We start from the raw sequence: 17,195 nt of genomic DNA, 5'->3' as shown, positions 1-17,195 counted from the left end.
TGTTTCGCGCACAAAAATAACAGATTCTTTTCAGAATTACTGCGTAAATATTTAAAATAAAGTTGTATAATTGCAAGTACATTTCGTAACCCATTCAATATTGGTTACTTAAGTCTCCAAACTTTTTTCTCTTCGAGAATTTTTAAAACAATCCAAAGAAATAAATTTATTTAAACGAATTCATGTTTGAAATTTCAGAACTAAAAGCTAAAAAGCTTCCTGAACTTAAGGAGATTGCTGAAGCCCTGAATGTTCCCAAGTACAAGACGATGAAAAAACTGGATTTGGTCTACCAAATCCTGGACTATCAGGCATCCAATCCTAAAAAAGTAAAAGACGCGCTTACCGATGACCAGGAAGACACTTCTGCTTCCGCTCCTCAAGAATCTACAAAGCCGAATCCACCCAGAAAAGGCAAAATTGGTAGCGACAGGAAACCTCGAAATTCGAAATCCAATCCAAAAGAATCAGCCCCAAAAGATCAGGAAACTGCAAAAGGGGACGATCAGAAATCTGGAAAATCGAACAAGCCTCATTCCAACAACCGGAAGGACCATCAAAGAGGCAAAAACGATAATCGTAACGATAACCGCACTCATAGCGACAACCGCAACGATAATCGCAATGATAACCGCAACGATAACCGCAGCGACAAGAAAAACAATCCTCATAATAACCGCGACACCAATGGCAACCGCGACAACCGCAACCGCTACCGCGAGCCAGATTATGAGTTCGATGCCATTATAGAGAGTGAAGGCGTGCTGGACATCATGCAGGATAACTACGGTTTCCTCAGATCTTCAGATTACAATTACCTCACTTCTCCTGATGATATTTATGTTTCCCAGTCACAAATCAGGCTTTTTGGTTTAAAAACCGGGGACACCGTACAAGGTCAAATTAGGCCGCCAAAAGAAGGTGAGAAATATTTCCCACTAATCAAGATCAATAAAATCAACGGGTTGGATCCACAGGTAGTGAGAGACCGTGTTTCTTTTGAACACCTTACTCCCCTATTCCCTAAAGAAAAATTCAATATCGCTGAAAAGCAAAGTACGATTTCCACCAGGGTAATGGATCTTTTTGCACCTATCGGAAAAGGACAGCGTGGTATGATCGTATCACAGCCGAAGACCGGTAAAACCATGTTGCTGAAGGATATCGCCAACGCGATTGCCGCGAACCATCCTGAAGTATACCAGATCATCCTTTTGATCGATGAACGCCCTGAAGAAGTTACAGATATGCAGCGTAACGTGAAAGGTGAAGTAGTTGCTTCAACTTTTGATAAAGAAGCGCACGAGCACGTAAGAGTTGCGAATATCGTATTAGATAAAGCAAAACGTCTGGTGGAATGCGGGCACGATGTAGTGATCCTTTTAGATTCTATTACCCGTTTGGCGAGAGCATACAACACCGTACAACCGGCCAGTGGTAAAGTACTTTCTGGTGGTGTCGATGCAAATGCATTACATAAACCGAAAAGATTCTTTGGTGCCGCCCGTAATATTGAAAATGGCGGATCGCTTTCGATCATTGCAACAGCTTTAACTGAAACCGGCTCAAAAATGGACGAAGTGATCTTTGAAGAATTCAAAGGTACCGGTAACATGGAACTTCAGTTAGACAGAAGAATTTCCAACAGAAGAATTTTCCCTGCTATCGATCTTGTATCTTCCAGCACCAGACGCGACGACCTGTTGCTTGATGAAGGTACCATCCAGAGAATGTGGGTACTCCGCAAGTATCTGGCCGATATGAATCCTGTGGAAGCCATGGAATTCATTAATGATAAGATTAAGGGAACCAGAAATAATGAAGAGTTTTTAATCTCCATGAACGGTTAAACACTGTTAAATAACCCTACTTGAAAAAGCCGGAACTTATTCCGGCTTTTTTAATTCTGAAAATGACTAAAATAAAAAAGTCCTATCGAATCGATAGGGCTTTTTAGTGAGCGGGAGACCGGGTTCGAACCGGCGACATTCAGCTTGGAAGGCTGACGCTCTACCAACTGAGCTACTCCCGCCTGCGGCTGCAAATATAATTTTAAATATTTCCAACTTCCAAAACTTTCCAGAACTTTTTTCATCTGCCGGGAATCCGATTCCTGCTTTCTATCAAAATCTTGTTAAATGCTCAAAGCGCCATTCTTTATTCTGATAAAATAGTTCTATTTTTAGGACTACTTCAAAAAAAATAAAACAATGTCATTAATAAAAAATAAAACTGATAAGATCCAGGATCTCATAGACAACAAACTTCTTGAAAAAAGAAAAATCTATATGTGGGGTGAGGTGAACGACGCCAGCGCCAAATATGTGATCGATCGCCTGGAGTATCTGGATCTGGAAGGTGACGGAGAAATTCAGTTATTCATCAATAGCCCCGGAGGATATGTGACCGATGGTTTTGCGATCTACGATACCATTATGTCATTGGATAGTCCCGTTTCTACCATCTGCACGGGTCTGGCCGCTTCCATGGGATCGATCCTTCTTTCCGCAGGAAAAAAAGGAAGAAGATTCATCCAGCCGCACGCCAAAGTAATGATTCACCAGCCCAGCGGAGGCGCACGCGGGCAGGCGTCCAATATCGAAATCGCTGCTGCGGAAATTCTCAAGACTAAACACCTGAGTGCAGAAATACTTGCTGAGAACTGCGGTCAAACGGTGGAAAAGGTACTGAAGGATTTTAATCGCGATTACTGGATGGACGCCAATGAATCCCTGGAATACGGAATTGTAGACGGAATATTTAAAAAATAAGCATGGAGATCAAGCACAAAGAAAATGACCAGCGCGGGCTTTTCTATATTGAAGATGACAAAGGAGTGATTGGTGAGTTGACCTACCGCCGAGACGGAGAAAATGTGCTGACAATCGATCATACCGAAGTGAAAAAGGAAATGGAAAACCAGGGAATTGGTACCTGGCTGGTGAAAGAAAGCGTGGAATATGCCCGTGAAAACGACCTGAAAATTGAACCGCTTTGCCCTTTTGCTGAAGTTCAGTTTGAGCTGCACAAAAGCTACGCAGATGTACGCGCCTGAATTTTCAAAATTTTCACCCCATGAAAATACGCCTGCTCCAGATCGCCGTATTTCTCCTAATCTTCAGCTCCTGTAAGAACGACCAAAAACCAGGAATTGAAGAGAAGAACGAGTTACCCGAGATCACGCGATTAACAAATCCTGACAATCTTCAGCAAAATTTGGATCAGTCTGGCCTCCCGTTGGAGGCCAGGGATTCTTTGCTGGCATTTTACCACCAAAACAATTTTCAACCGGTTTGGAATGAGCGGGAATTGCGGGAAGATTTGTACCGAGCTATTGAAAACAGCCAGTTTCAGGGTTTGTTTCGGGAAGATTATCATTTCGAACTTCTTCAGGAAAATTTATCAAAGCTCGACGAACTTTCTGAAACAGAGCTGGCACAACTGGAAATTCTACTTACCGATACTTTTTTAAGCTACGCCCAGGATCTTGGAAGCGGGAAACTGGATCCATATGATCTTTATGAAATTTGGGGCATACCAAGAAATCAAATTCCTTCCATACAACTTCTGAAAAAAGCTGTTTCTAACCAAAATATTTCAGAAACGCTACAGGAAATCGCTCCTCAGAACCCTGTTTACGAAGGTTTGCAGAAAGAACTGGCTGAAATTTTAAAAGATTCCACCACTTTTTCCGAAGAATCCCTTCCGAAGATCAGCACCGGAAAATTAATACACCCCAAAGAGTCTGACGATCGAATTCCACTGGTTTACGAAAGACTACAGGAACTCGGCTATTTTCCAGATTCCTTTGATTCTATTACGACAATTTACGATTCCAATTTACAGGAACCGCTTAAGAAATTTCAGGATGACCACGGACTTGAGAATGATGGGATCCTTGGAAATTCCACGATCCGGGAGCTCAATATGAGCAGGAAGGATCGCTACCATCAAATACTGGTGAACATGGAACGCTGGAGATGGTTTCCAAAGGATCTTGGCGAAAATTTTATCCTGATCAATATTGCCAATTATCACCTCGATGTGGTGGAAGACGGTGATACGCTGCGTTCTCACAAAACAATGGTAGGGACACTCGCCCGCAAAACGCCTGTATTTTCTGATCGGGTAAGGTATGTGGTTTTTAATCCTACCTGGACCATCCCTCCTACCATCAAAAAACACGATGTGATCCCGGGAGCCGCTAAAAGCCTCGATTATTTGTACAGCCGAAATTTAAAAGTCTATAATAGCAGCGGCAATGCGGTTGACCCTACCACGATCAACTGGAAAAATGGAGAGGCCAATCATTACGTTTTCAGGCAAAATCCCGGACCAGGCAATCCGCTGGGCCGCGTGAAGATCATTTACCCGAATCAATACATGATCTACCTGCACGACACTCCATCCCAATCACTGTTTCAAAAGAATAGTCGCGCCAGAAGTTCTGGCTGCGTTCGCGTGGAGGATGCACTGGCACTTGCCGAATTTTTACTGAATGACCAGAAGCAATACGATCATGAAAAGATCGAAGAGATCCTGGAATCTGGTAAAACAACAGAAGTTCCCGTTACCAGGAACTTCAAAGTGCATCATTTATACTGGACGGCGTATCCTGTTGGCAACACCGTTCGGTTTATAAACGACGTGTACAATTATGATCAGGACCTTTGGGAACGGCTTAAGCCTCGTAATTCAGAAAAGTAGAATTCTGAAGGTAGTTTGGATTCGATTTATGAATATATACTACTGATTGTCCCTTGATAGTATTAATCAGGTTTTTGGCAATTTTATTTGGAACAGCAGGACAGCCATAACTTCTGCCGAGTCTCCCCACACGCTGAATGAAAGAAGGTTCAGCATAATCAGCCCCATGAATGACGATATACCTTTTTCTGGCGTTGGAATTGAATTGTTTTTCCATTCCGTCCATGTATAGAGAAAGGCCATTTCCACCATAATACGTCGCGCCTGTCATGTAGAAACCTAATGAGCTTTGGTGGGAATTTTCGATGTTTGAAAAATTCTTGGCGAACTCCCCGCCAGTTCCCTGGCCATGTGCTACATACGTATTAAAGAGCACTGTGTGAGAATCCATATCCAGGATCCACATTCTCTTTTTGGTAGAGGAAAGATCAAAATCTACAATAGTGAGTAAATTGTTCTGCACTTTCCCTTCTTCCTTGAGTTTTGAATAACCTTTGAAGGCTCGCTCGAAAGCCAGCATATTGGGCATGGATGAGTTTTTCAGGGAAAAGCTGTCATAAAGGTCAGCCACACGGGCTTCAAATGTAGGCTCTGTTTCAGTAGCGACCGGGGCGGGCTTTATACTGGTTTTGGAATTAATGGCATCCGCGTTATGGAATGCAAAAGAAAAAACTAACACGCCTAAAACAGTCAGGACTCGGTACTTCATAAATCTTCTTTTTCTAATTTTTTGTTAATAAAAACCAAAAGCCTTGCCAACATACAAAATTTATTCAAAAATATGCTAAAGAGTTATTTTTTAACATTTTAAGCTGCTAAATCCACCAATTTTGAGGCTTAAGACCGATTCAAAAACGAGTCATTTTGAAGAATAGTATTGCGGATAAATTTTGAAGGTGTTAAAATTTAAGTTTTTGTTATACAGCAATTTTGTTAAGGAATTGTAACATTACCCATAACAACAAAAATTAGAAACGATAGAAAGGAATGCCCTAAATATTCCGGGGCATAAAAGCTAGTTGATACACAACAAGAAGACCCTACCCCCGTTAGAAAATAGTGTTGGAGACTTTTAATAAAACATTATAGAAACTTGCTCAGGTTGGGCAGTCAATTGTTTTTATCTTTAACGCCCAAATTAGAAAATCCCAATGAGTAAAAAGGTACTTTTAATGATATTGGATGGCTGGGGAATTACCCAGGATCCCAAGGTTTCTGCCGTAGCACAGGCAAACACTCCATTTATTGACTCTCTTCCCGAGAAATTTGCACATGCCACTCTTCGAACAGACGGCATGAATGTTGGCCTTCCGGAAGGGCAAATGGGAAATAGCGAGGTTGGGCACATGAATCTGGGTGCTGGCCGTGTGGTTTATCAGGATCTGGTAAAAATCAATATGGCGGTGGAAAAAGGCACATTGGTAGAAGAGCCGGTTTTGGAAGAGGCCTTCAACTATGCCAAGAAAAACAACAAGGCGGTTCATTTCATGGGCCTTGTTAGCGACGGTGGCGTGCATTCACATATCAACCATTTAAAAGGTCTTCTTACCGCTGCGGAAGAGCTGGGAATTGAGAACAAATATGTCCATGCTTTTACAGATGGTCGTGATGTTGACCCACATTCCGGGAAAGGATTTATCGAGGAACTGGAACAGCACCTGGACAAAACAAACGGAAAACTGGCATCTGTAATTGGCCGTTATTATTCCATGGATCGTGATAATCGCTGGGAACGGGTAAAAGAAGCCTACGATCTTATCGTAAAAGGAATAGGAAAGGAAACCACCAGCGCAACTGATGCCATTCAGGAAAGTTATGACGAAGGGGTAAGCGATGAATTCATTAAACCAATTGTCCTGACTGAAAACGGGGAGCCGGTTGCCAAACTTCAGGAGAAAGACGTGGTAATTTTCTTCAATTTTAGAACAGATCGTGGCCGCCAGCTTACACAGGCACTATCTCAAAGAGATTTTCCGGAGTATGACATGAAAAAACTTCCGCTCTACTACGTCACCATGACCAAGTATGATGATAATTTCACCAATGTTCACGTCATCTACAAAAAAGATAACATCAAGGCCACCCTGGGAGAAGTGCTGGAATACCAGGGCAAAAAACAGATCCGTATCGCGGAAACCGAAAAATATCCTCATGTGACCTTTTTCTTTTCCGGCGGAAGGGAGAAGCCTTTCAAAGGTGAAAACAGGATCATGCTAAATTCCCCAAAAGTGGCAACGTATGATCTTCAGCCGGAAATGAGCGCTGAAAAGATCAAGGACAAGATTGTACCGGAGATCAAAAAACATTCAGCAGACTTTATTTGTCTGAATTTTGCAAATCCCGATATGGTTGGCCACACAGGAGATTTTGATGCAGCGGTAAAGGCCTGTGAAACCGTCGACACCTGCGCCAAGGAAGTTGCCGAAACGGCTTTTGAAAATGATTATTCAGTAATTATCATCGCCGACCACGGAAACAGCGAAACGATGATCAATCCTGATGGCAGCCCGAACACCGCCCACACCACGAATCCAGTACCTTTAATCCTGATGGATAAGGATATTAAAAATATTAAAGACGGGAAATTAGGTAATATCGCTCCTACTATTTTGAAGCTGATGGGAATTGAAAAACCCGACCTGATGACCGAAGATGCCTTAATTTAAAATTTTATGATCAGAACAATTTTTCTATTTGCCGCGATCGCACTAAGCTGCGTGAACACTCAAAAAAGTAATCTTTCAAGTGAAAAGCCGAAGGAAGAAAGCTCGGTACAGAGTGATATCCTCATTGGTCCTTTTCATAAAGAAGATCTTCAGGCTAAGCCATACGCCGGCTGGTTCAATCCACGGTACGAGAAGTTCACTCCGGAAAACGAGGCATTGGAGACTATTAAAGAAAATATCAACGATTACCAGATCAAGCTATTTATGGGAACCTGGTGTGGCGACAGCAAAAGAGAAACTCCTAAAATGCTGAAGTTGCTCGATGAAGCCGGTTATAACTATAACAACCTCGAAATGTTCGCGGTAGATTATGACAAAACCACGCCCGATCAATTAGAGGAAAAATATGATATTCACCACGTTCCAACCATCATTTTCTATAAAGATGGGAAAGAAGTGAACCGCTTTGTGGAATATGCCCAGGGAGCGAGCCTGGAAGAAGATATTGCAAAAATCGTAAGCGGCGAGGAATATCACGATTCATACAGCGATTAGGAAATTAGCCGAATAAAGCTCGGTTTAAAAAATTATCAGTAATTTCGCAGTGTATGTCTAATTCTCTAACCATAGCAGTTGATTTTGACGGGACTATAGTGGAGAATCGCTATCCCGAAATTGGCAAACCTATTTTGTTTGCATTTGAATCTTTGAAAAAGCTGCAACAGGAAGGCCACCGGTTAATTCTCTGGACGTATCGTCACGGGGTCAAACTGGAAGAGGCGGTTGAATTTTGCCGGAAAAACGGAATAGAATTTTACTGCATCAACAAGAGCTATCCTGAAGAAGAATTCGATAACACCATAAGTCGGAAAATCCTGGCAGATATTTTTATTGACGACCGTAATATGGGCGGTTTAAAAGGCTGGGGAGAAATGTATCAGAAATTATCACTGGAGCAACCCGGCCAACTGAAAAAGAAAAAGAAGAAATCCCGTTTATTCGGAAGATTTTAGAATTTATGATCATACCTAAATCCAAGGAAGAAATTGAATTAGTAAGAGAAAGCGCTTTGATTGTGTCAAAAACGCTTGGCATGCTGGCTTCGGAAATTAAACCGGGGGTAACAACTCTGTATTTGGATAAACTGGCTGAAGATTTCATACGAGATCATGGAGCCGAACCCGGCTTCTTAGGGCTGTATGATTTTCCAAATACGCTATGCATGAGCCCGAATGCTCAGGTCGTGCACGGCGTTCCAAATGATACACCGCTTAAGGAAGGTGACATCATTTCCATAGATTGTGGAGCAAAGAAAAATGGTTTCTATGGAGACCATGCTTATACATTTGAAGTCGGTGAAGTAAGTCCCGAAGTCAAAAAGCTGCTTGAAGTGACCAAGGAGTCCCTATACCTTGGCATTGCAGAGTTCAAGAGCGGAAACCGCGTAGGAGACGTGGGTTACGCCATTCAGAAATACACCGAAAATCATGGTTATGGCGTGGTTCGGGAACTTGTTGGTCATGGTCTTGGTCGAACCATGCATGAAGATCCTGAAATGCCGAATTATGGAAAAAGGGGCCGCGGAAAGAAATTCGTGGAAGGAATGGTCGTTGCCATCGAACCTATGATCAACCTGGGAACCAAGCGCATTAAGCAGTTACCAGACGGTTGGACTATTCTTACTGCCGATGGAAAACCAAGTGCTCATTTTGAGCACAATGTAGCCCTGGTTGATGGAAAACCAGAGCTGCTATCAACATTTAAGTACATTTACGATTCGTTAAACATTAAAACCAAAGAAGAAGACCAATTTAGAGCTAAAGTTTATGATTAAAAGTTACAGACAGGAAATCTGGAAAACCCTACACAAAGATTCCTGGCAAGACCGCTTTGTCTATAAAGTCTCTAACTTCGGAAGAATGATCAGTTATCTGAAAAATCCGGAGGGAGAACTTATGAATGGCGGAAGAGTAGGTGGCTATTTAAATTTTGCAGTAAGACTGAAGAATGGTAAGCATAAGACTTACTACATTCATCGCATTGTTGCAGAATTATTTTTAGAAAAGAAAGAAGGCGATCAGTACGTGATTCACAAGAACTTCGTGAAGAACGACAATCGCGTGGAAAACCTTGCATGGGCTACAAAAGAAGAATGGGTCCAGCACCAGTATCACAGTCCGAAAGTGCAGGAAAACAAACGAAAACGAAAGTTGCGTAAGGTAACTTCCTATTCCAAGTTGACCTATGCGCAGGCTGTAATTCTCAAGAAAAAGTTGTTAGATCCCGAAAGAAAAACAAGGATCAAAGTACTCGCCAAACAATTTGGTGTGTCTGAAATGCAGCTGTATCGAATCAAATCTGGAGAAAACTGGGGAGATATCGAAGTTTAGAGGAATTCAATGGGTAAACTTTTTAAACTGGCCTTAAACAGTATTCCAAGGCCGTTTCTTATCAGAATCAGTTATTTGGTAAGGCCATTTTTAAAGGTTTACCTTAAAGGTTCCCGCTATACCGACCCGATTGACGGCAATAGTTTTCGTAAATTCCTTCCTTATGGATATGAGAACCAGAGAGAAAATGTGCTCTCTCCTTCTACCCTGTCCTTAGAAAGGCACAGGCTGCTATGGCTTTACCTCAAACAGGAAACTGACTTCTTTCAGAAGAAGTTGGAAGTATTGCATTTTGCACCGGAGCAGGCTTTCTACAAACGTTTCCGTAAGCTGAAAAATTTAAAATATACCACGACCGATCTCAATTCGCCTCTTGCAGATGTAAAGGCAGATATCTGTAATTTGCCTTTTAAGGAAAATTCATTCGACTTTATTCTCTGCAATCACGTGCTGGAGCATATTCCTGATGATACGAAAGCAATGCAGGAGCTTTATCGAATTCTAAGACCCGGCGGGACCGCCATTTTGCAAATTCCGCAGGAACTGGATCGGGAACAGACCTTCCAGGATGACAGTATTACCAATCCTTCTGAAAGAGCCCGCATTTTCGGGCAATATGACCATGTAAGAGTCTACGGAAGAGACTATTTTGACAAACTGCGAAGCATCGGTTTCCAGGTTCAGGAAGAGGATTACACCAAAAAACTGACTCCGGAAGAAATTGACCGTTTCCGGCTGGCAGAAGGCGAAATCATTCCCGTTTGTTATAAGTAAGCGTTATCCACAATTTAAGTTCACGCAACCTTTTCAAAGCTCATGCATCTACTACTAAAGAGTATGAGCAAAATATATTTATTCGTTCCCTTCATTTTCCTATTTTCAGCCTGTAGCCTGAAAGGCGATGCTTGTAACCCGGAGCAACTTAGCACCAGGTTCCAGGAAAACCAGAAAATCACGCTGACCGAAGACACCGAAGATGGCACATTTTCATTTACTATTTCTGAAGGAGACAAACAGGTCTTTAAATATGAATATGTAGGCGCGGAATGTCCTGAAGTAATCGATGATGAAACCGGCGAAAATTTTTATTTTGAAATAGGCTCAGACCTGGAATCTTTTGAATATACCGATGAAGAACTTGCTTCCATCCAGGCGATCTACCAGCCTAACGGCGCATGGATAGCACACCTGCCAAGTCGTATCACAGAAGGCAGCGTGAGCGGAGAAAGGATTTCCTCTTCCAAATGGGAGATTTCAGTAGATGTGGTGGTAGGTCCGTTTTTCGAGGGCGGCCAAACCAGGAATCTCACTTTTAAACAAATCTTTACGAAGATATGATCCTGTTGTGAATTATTCCAGCACTGTTTCCTGAAAACCAGGCGTAGCAAAAACCTGCAAATTTCCTGATTCGTCGGAATACATCAGGTAAGCCTCTACACCTTCTAATTTCTTTAATAGCTCCTGAGACCGTTCCAGCCCCATGGCCATGAAAGTAGTAGCATATCCATCGGCATACATGCAGGTTTTCGCCAATACCGAAGCGCTTAAGAGATTGCTTTTTTCAGCTTTTCCTGTTTTGGTGTTTATGGTATGCACATATTTCTGACCGGTTATGGAATCCTCACGATGTTTCCGGTAATTACCGGAAGTTGCCATTGCCCGGTCCTTTAATTCGATTGCCGCCTGGAGAACACGCTCGCCTTCCTGCTGAAATGGATCATCAATTCCTACCGCCCAGGATTTCTGCCTGTCAATATTTTCTCCTTTCGCGCGGAGCTCGCCCCCCAATTCCACCAGGTAGTTAGAAACCGATTTAGATTCGAGATATTCTGCAATCAGGTCAATAGTATAACCTTTCGCGATCGCATTGAAATCTAAATAAATATCCTGGTTCTCTTTCCTGATAGTATTATCGGCAGTAAGTCTTACTTTACTGAAACCAACTAATCGCTTCACAGAATCTAAATGAACACTGTCTAACTGCTTTAATTGTTTTCCGGGACCAAAGCCGTAGGCGTTAACCAAAGAGCCCACAGTGGGATCGAAAAAGCCATTACTTTTTTGGTAAATATCCTCGGAAGCTTTAAAAACATTTCTGAAATTCTGATCGACCACTACAGTAGAATCTCCTTGGTTGATTTTTGAAATATCAGAATTTGGCCGATAAGTGCTCATGGAAGCATTGACATCCTCAAAAATACTATCCAGCGCCTTTTCCACATCAAATTCATTTTCAGCATAAAACTGAATGGAATAAGTTGTTCCTAAGGCTTCGCCAACCGTATCATATTTTTGAATTGAATTGTTTTTCTCGCAGGAAAGCAGGCTCATAAAAAGAAAGCTAAAAAGTAAATTTTTCATAATCAGAATTCCTTCCATCCCTGATAATTGACCACGTAATCATCATCGCTGGAAATTGGTTTATCATAATCGGTTGAATTGGCCAGCCCTACACCGGCATAGAAAGTCTTCGCATTGAATTTCTCTGCGTGCTCTTTGATATCTTTCATAAAAGCAGGATCGAATGCTGCAGGATCATCTGGATACAGAATGGCTCGAACGATCACAAAATGGAGTTTTTTGTCCTTTAAAGCCACGAATTGCGGATTCCTTTTCAGCTTGGAATTAACTCCTAGAAATTCGTATCCGTTATCCTCCAGATCTTTTCCCACAATATTCATGGCAAGATTATGCAGTTCCTGTTCACTAAGTTTAGGCATATTCAAAGATAAAAAAACCGGTGCGTTTGCACCGGCTTGTTTTTATGATTATCCTCCGAAATCATCGAAGCGGATATTCTCTGGCGGGATTCCGAAATCCTCTCCCATTTTCTGAACAGCTTTGTTCATCAATGGTGGCCCACAGAAGTATAGTTCAATTTCTTCCGGTTCGTCGTGTAAACTTAAATAGTTATCGATCACAACCTGGTGGATGAAGCCTACGAATCCGTCTCCTTCTCCATCTACACCATCCTTTACTTTCCAGTTATCTTCTTCCATTGGTTCAGAAAGCGCCAGGAAGAAACGGAAATTAGGGAAATCTCTCTCTAATGCTCGGAAATGTTCTGTGTAGAACAACTCACGTTTAGAACGACCACCATACCAGTAAGTAACTTTTCTACCGGTTTGTAATGTTCTGAACAAGTGGTAAAGGTGTGAACGCATTGGTGCCATTCCAGCTCCCCCACCAACGTACAGCATTTCAGCGTCTGATTCGTTTATGAAGAATTCACCATAAGGTCCTGAAATGGTACACTTGTCACCTTTTTTCAGATTGAAAATATAAGAAGAGGCCACACCAGGATTAACATCCATCCAGCCATTCTTAGCACGATCCCATGGCGGAGTCGCAATACGAACATTCAGCATGATCTCACGACCTTCCGCTGGATAAGAAGCCATGGAATAAGCTCTTTCCACAGTCTCTGGATTTTTCATCACCAAAGGCCAAAGATTGAATTTATCCCATTCCTGCTGAAACTTATCAGGAGTTTCATGTTCTTCAGGATGCGCAGTGATATCGATATCTTCAAATTTCACCTCACACTTAGGAACTTCAATCTGGATATAACCTCCAGCTTTGTAATCCATATCTTCAGGAATTTCCACAACGAATTCCTTAATGAACGATGCTACGTTATAATTTCTAACAACGGTAGCCTCCCATTTCTTAATTCCGAATACTTCTTCCGGAATCTGAATTTTCATATCCTGCTTCACCTTTACCTGGCAACCAAGACGCCAACCATCGGCGATCTCTTTCCTGGTAAAATGCGGCTCTTCAGTAGGCAGAATAGCTCCACCACCTTCGCTAACGATACATTTACACTGGATACATGTACCACCACCACCGCAGGCAGAAGGAAGAAATAGTTTATTATCTCCTAAAGTAGAAAGGAGTGTGCCCCCAGATCCTACTTCGATATCTTTCTCATTATTCACGTTAATGGTTACCGGCCCTGAAGGAACAAGCTTCGCTTTCGCTCCCAAAAGCACGGAGACCAATAACAGGATAAGAATTAAGAATACTACAATACTTGCTACAATAACTGTCATTATCTTCCCTTTTCGATTATAATTCGATTCCCATAAAACTCATGAACCCTAGAGCCATAAGTCCCGTTATAATAAATGTGATTCCAAGTCCCTTTAATGGAGCAGGAACATTTGAATAAGCGATCTTTTCGCGAATGGCCGCAATGGCCAGGATCGCAAGGAACCATCCAATTCCACTACCAAGACCGTAAGTGATCGCTTCAGAAACTCCTCCAAAATCTTTTTGCTGCATGAACAGTGAACCACCAAGGATTGCACAGTTTACTGCAATAAGTGGAAGGAAGATACCCAGCGCACCATACAAGGCCGGCGCAAATTTTTCTACCAACATCTCTACCAGCTGCACCATAGAAGCAATTACCGCGATGAACATGATGAAACTTAAGAAACTCAAGTCTACATCTGCAAGATCAGGGCTTAACCAGCTAAGTGCTCCCGGACGTAATAAGTATGTATCTAAAAGAAAGTTGATAGGAACGGTGATAGCGAGAACGAAGATTACCGCAGCACCTAAACCAACAGCTGTCTTTACAGTTTTTGATACCGCCAGGTAGGAACACATCCCAAGGAAGTAGGCGAATATCATATTTTCGATAAAAATACTTCTAACGAATAAATTAACTAATTCCATTTTTTAAGTTTTTAAGCTGTTGCGCTTTTAGTTTTCTTCAATCAGTTCTCTGTTTCTGGAACGTTGTACCCAGATGATGATTCCCACCACGATCAACGCCATTGGTGAAAGAAGCATCAAACCGTTATCCTGATATCCTAAAGCATATACTCCAGTTGAGTCTGCCATGGTAGCAGCTTTATGACCAAGAACCTCGAATCCGAATAATTTACCGGAACCAAGAAGTTCACGGAAGAATGCAACGATTACAAGTATCAATCCGTAACCCGCAGCGTTTCCGATACCATCAAGAAAAGATTTATAAACACCGTTCCCTAATGCGAACGCCTCAAGACGCCCCATTACGATACAGTTTGTAATAATCAGTCCAACAAATACCGAAAGCTGTTTACTCACGTCGTAAGCATAAGCTTTCAACACCTCGTTTACAAGAATTACCAAAGCCGCTACGATCACCAATTGAACGATGATCCTGATTCGGCTAGGAATCAGGTTTCGCAACATCGAAATAATCATGTTACTGAACGCCATTACAGCCATTACCGCCAATGCCATCACGATAGCCGGCTCTAATTGTACAGTAATTGCCAATGCTGAACAGATACCCAGAACCTGAACGGTTATCGGGTTATTATCATTCAGAGGATCCTTCAGAAGCTTCACATTCTGTTTTGAAAGAAAAGATTCTTTCTCTTCAGAATCTGACATAAAAAGGATCATCTCCTGCTTTTTCTCTTCCTCTTTTGCAGAGTTGAATTTTTTATCTTTAGCCATAATTACTTACTTGCTACTTTAATATCTCCTTGTTGCTTGAAGTAAGGCAGATAGTGCTTTAATCTTTCAGAAATCATATCTGAAACACCACGACCTGTAATAGTAGCTCCTGAAATTGCATCCACACGGTTATCGTCTTTATTGCCGTTTCCTAAACTACCTTTTGCTACTGAAACTCCAATTAAGTTCCCATTACCGTCAAATACCTTCTCATCCTGGAATCTTTGCTGAAACCAGTCTTTAGTGATCTCGGCTCCAAGACCCGGAGTCTCTCCCTTATGATCGAAAACCGCACCTTTCACGGTGTTGATATCGTCTTTCAGAGAAATATATCCCCAGATCGCGTCCCAAAGACCTTTTCCTCTTAAAGGCACGATATAATATTTGCTTCCCTCAATATCAGCAATATATAAAGGATAGATCTGGTCTGATACTGGTTTTTTCAGTTCTTTCGCCAGGTCCACTTCAAATGCATCTACTGAATCGTCTACAGAACCGTCTTCTTTCAAAGCAACTGATTCCGTAATGTATTTGTCGAAAAATTCATCGGCAAGATCACGTGTCAAAGGTACTTTTTGACCATCAACCTCTACTGAATCCACTCCAACGGTTGCCAGAATGTTTTGCTTCTTCTCCTGGCGAACATTCTTCTGCTGAATTGGCTGAAGAGAGGTCGCAGCAAAAGCCAGCAAAGCAGCCACTACCACCACGAGGATGATCGCGAACATAAAGGTATAACCGTTACTGTTTGTTTTGTTTACTGATTTTTCTTCCATAACTAAACTGCTGTTTCTACCTGAGTAGTAGCGTTTTTAAGTCGTTTATTTCTTCTTTTCACATTCGATTGAATCACGAAATGGTCGATAGTTGGAGCAAATACGTTCATCAAAAGAATTCCTAACATCACACCTTCCGGATAAGCCGGGTTAAAAACCCTGATCATGATCGAGAAGAATCCAACCAAGAATCCGTAGATCCATTTTCCTTTCATGGTTTGCGCCGCAGAAACCGGATCGGTAGCCATAAATACAATTCCGAAAGCAAGACCTCCAACCATCAGGTGAAGATACCAAGGGAAATTTGTAAGATCATTACCTGTTACTCCTAAAGAAGGAAGTGCGTTAAAGATCAATCCCATTACCGCGGCTCCAATGAATCCGCTCAAAATGATTCTCCAGCTTCCCACTTTTGTCAAAACCAACAGCAATGCACCTGCAAGAATGCAGATCACAGAGGTTTCTGAAATAGATCCAGGGATCATTCCCGAGAACATATCCATAGAAGAATAAGGCACGTCTACTCCGGAGGCCAGTTTACCAAGAATCGTTTCCCCAGAGATCGCATCTACATTCGACGCCTCGCTCACCCAAACGGTGTTACCAGACATGAACGTTGGATAGGCGAAGAATGCGAAAGCTCTCGCCGTAAGCGCCGGGTTCAGGATATTCATTCCTGTTCCCCCAAAAGCTTCTTTCCCGATCAATACTGCAAATACCACTGAAATTGCCACCATCCAAAGTGGAATATCAATTGGCATGATCATCGGGATCAATAACCCTGTTACCAGGTAACCTTCGTTTACCTCGTGACCTCTAAAGATCGCAAAGGCGAATTCGATACCAAGACCCACTGCATAAGAAACAACGATCATCGGTACGATTTTACTAGCCCCGTGCAAAATTGCATCAAGAAAAGTAAAAGATTCTCCTAATTGAGAATAGTGCTGGTATCCTCCGTTCCACATCCCGAAGATCAGGGCGGGGATCAAAGCGATAACCACGGTGATCATGGTACGCTTCAAATCTACGGCATCACGAATGTGAGCCCCTTTTTTCGTTACGTGATTAGGAGTATAAAGAAAAGTATCCAGGGCATTGATCGCCGGAGCATACTTTTCAAATTTCTCGCCCTTTTCAAAAGGCGCTCTGATTTTATCTAATCTTTGTCTAATCCATTCCATAATTCTTCAGCT

At 42.1% G+C, this 17,195-nt stretch carries 19 protein-coding genes and 1 tRNA gene; 11 read left to right on the top strand and 9 right to left on the bottom strand.

Annotation, left to right across the window (positions count from 1 at the left end):
- The first annotated feature begins 182 nt into the window (after window positions 1-182).
- A complete protein-coding gene (gene rho, locus GRFL_RS11010; RefSeq protein WP_083644666.1) occupies window positions 183-1,850 on the top strand; it encodes a transcription termination factor Rho in 1,668 nt (555 codons plus the stop codon).
- A 109-nt stretch (window positions 1,851-1,959) separates the two neighbouring features.
- On the opposite strand, the gene GRFL_RS11005 is transcribed toward rho, so the two are convergent.
- A tRNA-Gly gene (locus tag GRFL_RS11005) sits at window positions 1,960-2,032 on the bottom strand.
- 178 nt (window positions 2,033-2,210) lie between these two features.
- On the opposite strand from GRFL_RS11005, the gene GRFL_RS11000 reads away from it, so the two are divergent.
- Genes GRFL_RS11000 through GRFL_RS10990 form a run of 3 tightly spaced genes read left to right on the top strand, consistent with a single transcriptional unit; the run spans window position 2,211 to window position 4,707 of the window.
- A complete protein-coding gene (locus GRFL_RS11000) occupies window positions 2,211-2,771 on the top strand; it encodes a ClpP family protease (RefSeq protein ID WP_423738273.1) in 561 nt (186 codons plus the stop codon).
- Between the two features lie 2 nt (window positions 2,772-2,773).
- Window positions 2,774-3,055 carry a GNAT family N-acetyltransferase gene (locus GRFL_RS10995; protein ID WP_083644665.1) on the top strand — a complete coding sequence of 94 codons (282 nt, stop codon included), beginning with the start codon at window positions 2,774-2,776 and terminating at the stop codon, window positions 3,053-3,055.
- Window positions 3,056-3,075: 20 nt separating this feature from the next.
- Complete coding sequence (locus GRFL_RS10990; protein WP_083644664.1) at window positions 3,076-4,707, top strand: L,D-transpeptidase family protein; 1,632 nt, start codon at window positions 3,076-3,078, stop codon at window positions 4,705-4,707.
- Here GRFL_RS10990 and GRFL_RS10985 read toward each other — a convergent pair.
- Entirely contained in the window at window positions 4,682-5,416 is a 735-nt protein-coding gene (locus tag GRFL_RS10985) for a murein L,D-transpeptidase catalytic domain family protein (protein WP_083644663.1), read from the bottom strand. The two genes, GRFL_RS10990 and GRFL_RS10985, sit on opposite strands and share 26 nt — an antisense overlap.
- Window positions 5,417-5,858: 442 nt before the next feature.
- On the opposite strand from GRFL_RS10985, the gene gpmI reads away from it, so the two are divergent.
- The 7 genes from gpmI (at window position 5,859) to GRFL_RS10950 (ending at window position 11,101) form a co-directional block, all read left to right on the top strand.
- Window positions 5,859-7,373, top strand: coding sequence for a 2,3-bisphosphoglycerate-independent phosphoglycerate mutase (gene gpmI / locus GRFL_RS10980; protein WP_083644662.1), 1,515 nt, complete (start codon window positions 5,859-5,861; stop codon window positions 7,371-7,373).
- 6 nt (window positions 7,374-7,379) lie between these two features.
- Window positions 7,380-7,928, top strand: coding sequence for a TlpA family protein disulfide reductase (locus tag GRFL_RS10975; protein ID WP_083644661.1), 549 nt, complete (start codon window positions 7,380-7,382; stop codon window positions 7,926-7,928).
- Window positions 7,929-7,981: 53 nt separating this feature from the next.
- A complete protein-coding gene (locus GRFL_RS10970; RefSeq protein WP_083644660.1) occupies window positions 7,982-8,386 on the top strand; it encodes a BT0820 family HAD-type phosphatase in 405 nt (134 codons plus the stop codon).
- A gap of 5 nt (window positions 8,387-8,391) precedes the next feature.
- Window positions 8,392-9,207 carry a type I methionyl aminopeptidase gene (gene map, locus GRFL_RS10965; protein WP_083644659.1) on the top strand — a complete coding sequence of 272 codons (816 nt, stop codon included), beginning with the start codon at window positions 8,392-8,394 and terminating at the stop codon, window positions 9,205-9,207.
- Entirely contained in the window at window positions 9,200-9,763 is a 564-nt protein-coding gene (locus GRFL_RS10960; protein WP_083644658.1) for an HNH endonuclease signature motif containing protein, read from the top strand. Before map ends, GRFL_RS10960 begins: the two co-directional genes overlap by 8 nt.
- A gap of 9 nt (window positions 9,764-9,772) precedes the next feature.
- Entirely contained in the window at window positions 9,773-10,537 is a 765-nt protein-coding gene (locus tag GRFL_RS10955) for a class I SAM-dependent methyltransferase (RefSeq protein ID WP_083644657.1), read from the top strand.
- A gap of 63 nt (window positions 10,538-10,600) precedes the next feature.
- Window positions 10,601-11,101, top strand: coding sequence for a hypothetical protein (locus GRFL_RS10950; RefSeq protein ID WP_083644656.1), 501 nt, complete (start codon window positions 10,601-10,603; stop codon window positions 11,099-11,101).
- 12 nt (window positions 11,102-11,113) lie between these two features.
- Here the strand turns inward: GRFL_RS10950 and GRFL_RS10945 are convergent, their stop codons facing one another.
- The 7 genes from GRFL_RS10945 to GRFL_RS10915 are packed head-to-tail and all read right to left on the bottom strand — an operon-like array spanning window position 11,114 to window position 17,183.
- Window positions 11,114-12,124 (bottom strand): FAD:protein FMN transferase, encoded by a 1,011-nt coding sequence (locus tag GRFL_RS10945; protein WP_086047700.1) that lies wholly within the window; start codon window positions 12,122-12,124, stop codon window positions 11,114-11,116.
- A 2-nt stretch (window positions 12,125-12,126) separates the two neighbouring features.
- Window positions 12,127-12,483: a Na(+)-translocating NADH-quinone reductase subunit F gene (locus GRFL_RS10940; RefSeq protein ID WP_083644654.1), complete on the bottom strand. Its 357-nt coding sequence runs from the start codon at window positions 12,481-12,483 to the stop codon at window positions 12,127-12,129.
- Window positions 12,484-12,531: 48 nt separating this feature from the next.
- Entirely contained in the window at window positions 12,532-13,818 is a 1,287-nt protein-coding gene (nqrF, locus tag GRFL_RS10935; protein WP_083644653.1) for an NADH:ubiquinone reductase (Na(+)-transporting) subunit F, read from the bottom strand.
- Between the two features lie 16 nt (window positions 13,819-13,834).
- Window positions 13,835-14,449, bottom strand: coding sequence for an NADH:ubiquinone reductase (Na(+)-transporting) subunit E (gene nqrE, locus GRFL_RS10930; RefSeq protein WP_083644652.1), 615 nt, complete (start codon window positions 14,447-14,449; stop codon window positions 13,835-13,837).
- A gap of 27 nt (window positions 14,450-14,476) precedes the next feature.
- Window positions 14,477-15,223, bottom strand: a complete 747-nt coding sequence (locus GRFL_RS10925) for an NADH:ubiquinone reductase (Na(+)-transporting) subunit D (protein WP_083644651.1) — start codon at window positions 15,221-15,223, stop codon at window positions 14,477-14,479.
- Between the two features lie 2 nt (window positions 15,224-15,225).
- Window positions 15,226-15,999 (bottom strand): Na(+)-translocating NADH-quinone reductase subunit C, encoded by a 774-nt coding sequence (locus GRFL_RS10920; RefSeq protein ID WP_083644650.1) that lies wholly within the window; start codon window positions 15,997-15,999, stop codon window positions 15,226-15,228.
- Between the two features lie 2 nt (window positions 16,000-16,001).
- Window positions 16,002-17,183, bottom strand: coding sequence for an NADH:ubiquinone reductase (Na(+)-transporting) subunit B (locus GRFL_RS10915; RefSeq protein ID WP_083644649.1), 1,182 nt, complete (start codon window positions 17,181-17,183; stop codon window positions 16,002-16,004).
- Window positions 17,184-17,195 lie beyond the last annotated feature (12 nt).

The organism is Christiangramia flava JLT2011 (assembly GCF_001951155.1).
Lineage (GTDB): Bacteria > Bacteroidota > Bacteroidia > Flavobacteriales > Flavobacteriaceae > Christiangramia > Christiangramia flava.
Note: the sequence above shows the minus strand (reverse complement) of the source record. Positions and strands in the feature narration are given on the sequence as shown.

What these genes read in the sequence shown, in the direction of transcription:
- rho (WP_083644666.1), top strand. Translation starts at nt 183, where the DNA reads ATGTTTGAAATTTCAGAACTAAAAGCTAAAAAGCTTCCTGAACTTAAG.
- GRFL_RS11000 (WP_423738273.1), top strand. Translation starts at nt 2,211, where the DNA reads ATGTCATTAATAAAAAATAAAACTGATAAGATCCAGGATCTCATAGAC.
- GRFL_RS10995 (WP_083644665.1), top strand. Translation starts at nt 2,774, where the DNA reads ATGGAGATCAAGCACAAAGAAAATGACCAGCGCGGGCTTTTCTATATT.
- GRFL_RS10990 (WP_083644664.1), top strand. Translation starts at nt 3,076, where the DNA reads ATGAAAATACGCCTGCTCCAGATCGCCGTATTTCTCCTAATCTTCAGC.
- GRFL_RS10985 (WP_083644663.1), bottom strand. Translation starts at nt 5,416, where the DNA reads ATGAAGTACCGAGTCCTGACTGTTTTAGGCGTGTTAGTTTTTTCTTTT.
- gpmI (WP_083644662.1), top strand. Translation starts at nt 5,859, where the DNA reads ATGAGTAAAAAGGTACTTTTAATGATATTGGATGGCTGGGGAATTACC.
- GRFL_RS10975 (WP_083644661.1), top strand. Translation starts at nt 7,380, where the DNA reads ATGATCAGAACAATTTTTCTATTTGCCGCGATCGCACTAAGCTGCGTG.
- GRFL_RS10970 (WP_083644660.1), top strand. Translation starts at nt 7,982, where the DNA reads ATGTCTAATTCTCTAACCATAGCAGTTGATTTTGACGGGACTATAGTG.
- map (WP_083644659.1), top strand. Translation starts at nt 8,392, where the DNA reads ATGATCATACCTAAATCCAAGGAAGAAATTGAATTAGTAAGAGAAAGC.
- GRFL_RS10960 (WP_083644658.1), top strand. Translation starts at nt 9,200, where the DNA reads ATGATTAAAAGTTACAGACAGGAAATCTGGAAAACCCTACACAAAGAT.
- GRFL_RS10955 (WP_083644657.1), top strand. Translation starts at nt 9,773, where the DNA reads ATGGGTAAACTTTTTAAACTGGCCTTAAACAGTATTCCAAGGCCGTTT.
- GRFL_RS10950 (WP_083644656.1), top strand. Translation starts at nt 10,601, where the DNA reads ATGAGCAAAATATATTTATTCGTTCCCTTCATTTTCCTATTTTCAGCC.
- GRFL_RS10945 (WP_086047700.1), bottom strand. Translation starts at nt 12,124, where the DNA reads ATGAAAAATTTACTTTTTAGCTTTCTTTTTATGAGCCTGCTTTCCTGC.
- GRFL_RS10940 (WP_083644654.1), bottom strand. Translation starts at nt 12,483, where the DNA reads ATGCCTAAACTTAGTGAACAGGAACTGCATAATCTTGCCATGAATATT.
- nqrF (WP_083644653.1), bottom strand. Translation starts at nt 13,818, where the DNA reads ATGACAGTTATTGTAGCAAGTATTGTAGTATTCTTAATTCTTATCCTG.
- nqrE (WP_083644652.1), bottom strand. Translation starts at nt 14,449, where the DNA reads ATGGAATTAGTTAATTTATTCGTTAGAAGTATTTTTATCGAAAATATG.
- GRFL_RS10925 (WP_083644651.1), bottom strand. Translation starts at nt 15,223, where the DNA reads ATGGCTAAAGATAAAAAATTCAACTCTGCAAAAGAGGAAGAGAAAAAG.
- GRFL_RS10920 (WP_083644650.1), bottom strand. Translation starts at nt 15,999, where the DNA reads ATGGAAGAAAAATCAGTAAACAAAACAAACAGTAACGGTTATACCTTT.
- GRFL_RS10915 (WP_083644649.1), bottom strand. Translation starts at nt 17,183, where the DNA reads ATGGAATGGATTAGACAAAGATTAGATAAAATCAGAGCGCCTTTTGAA.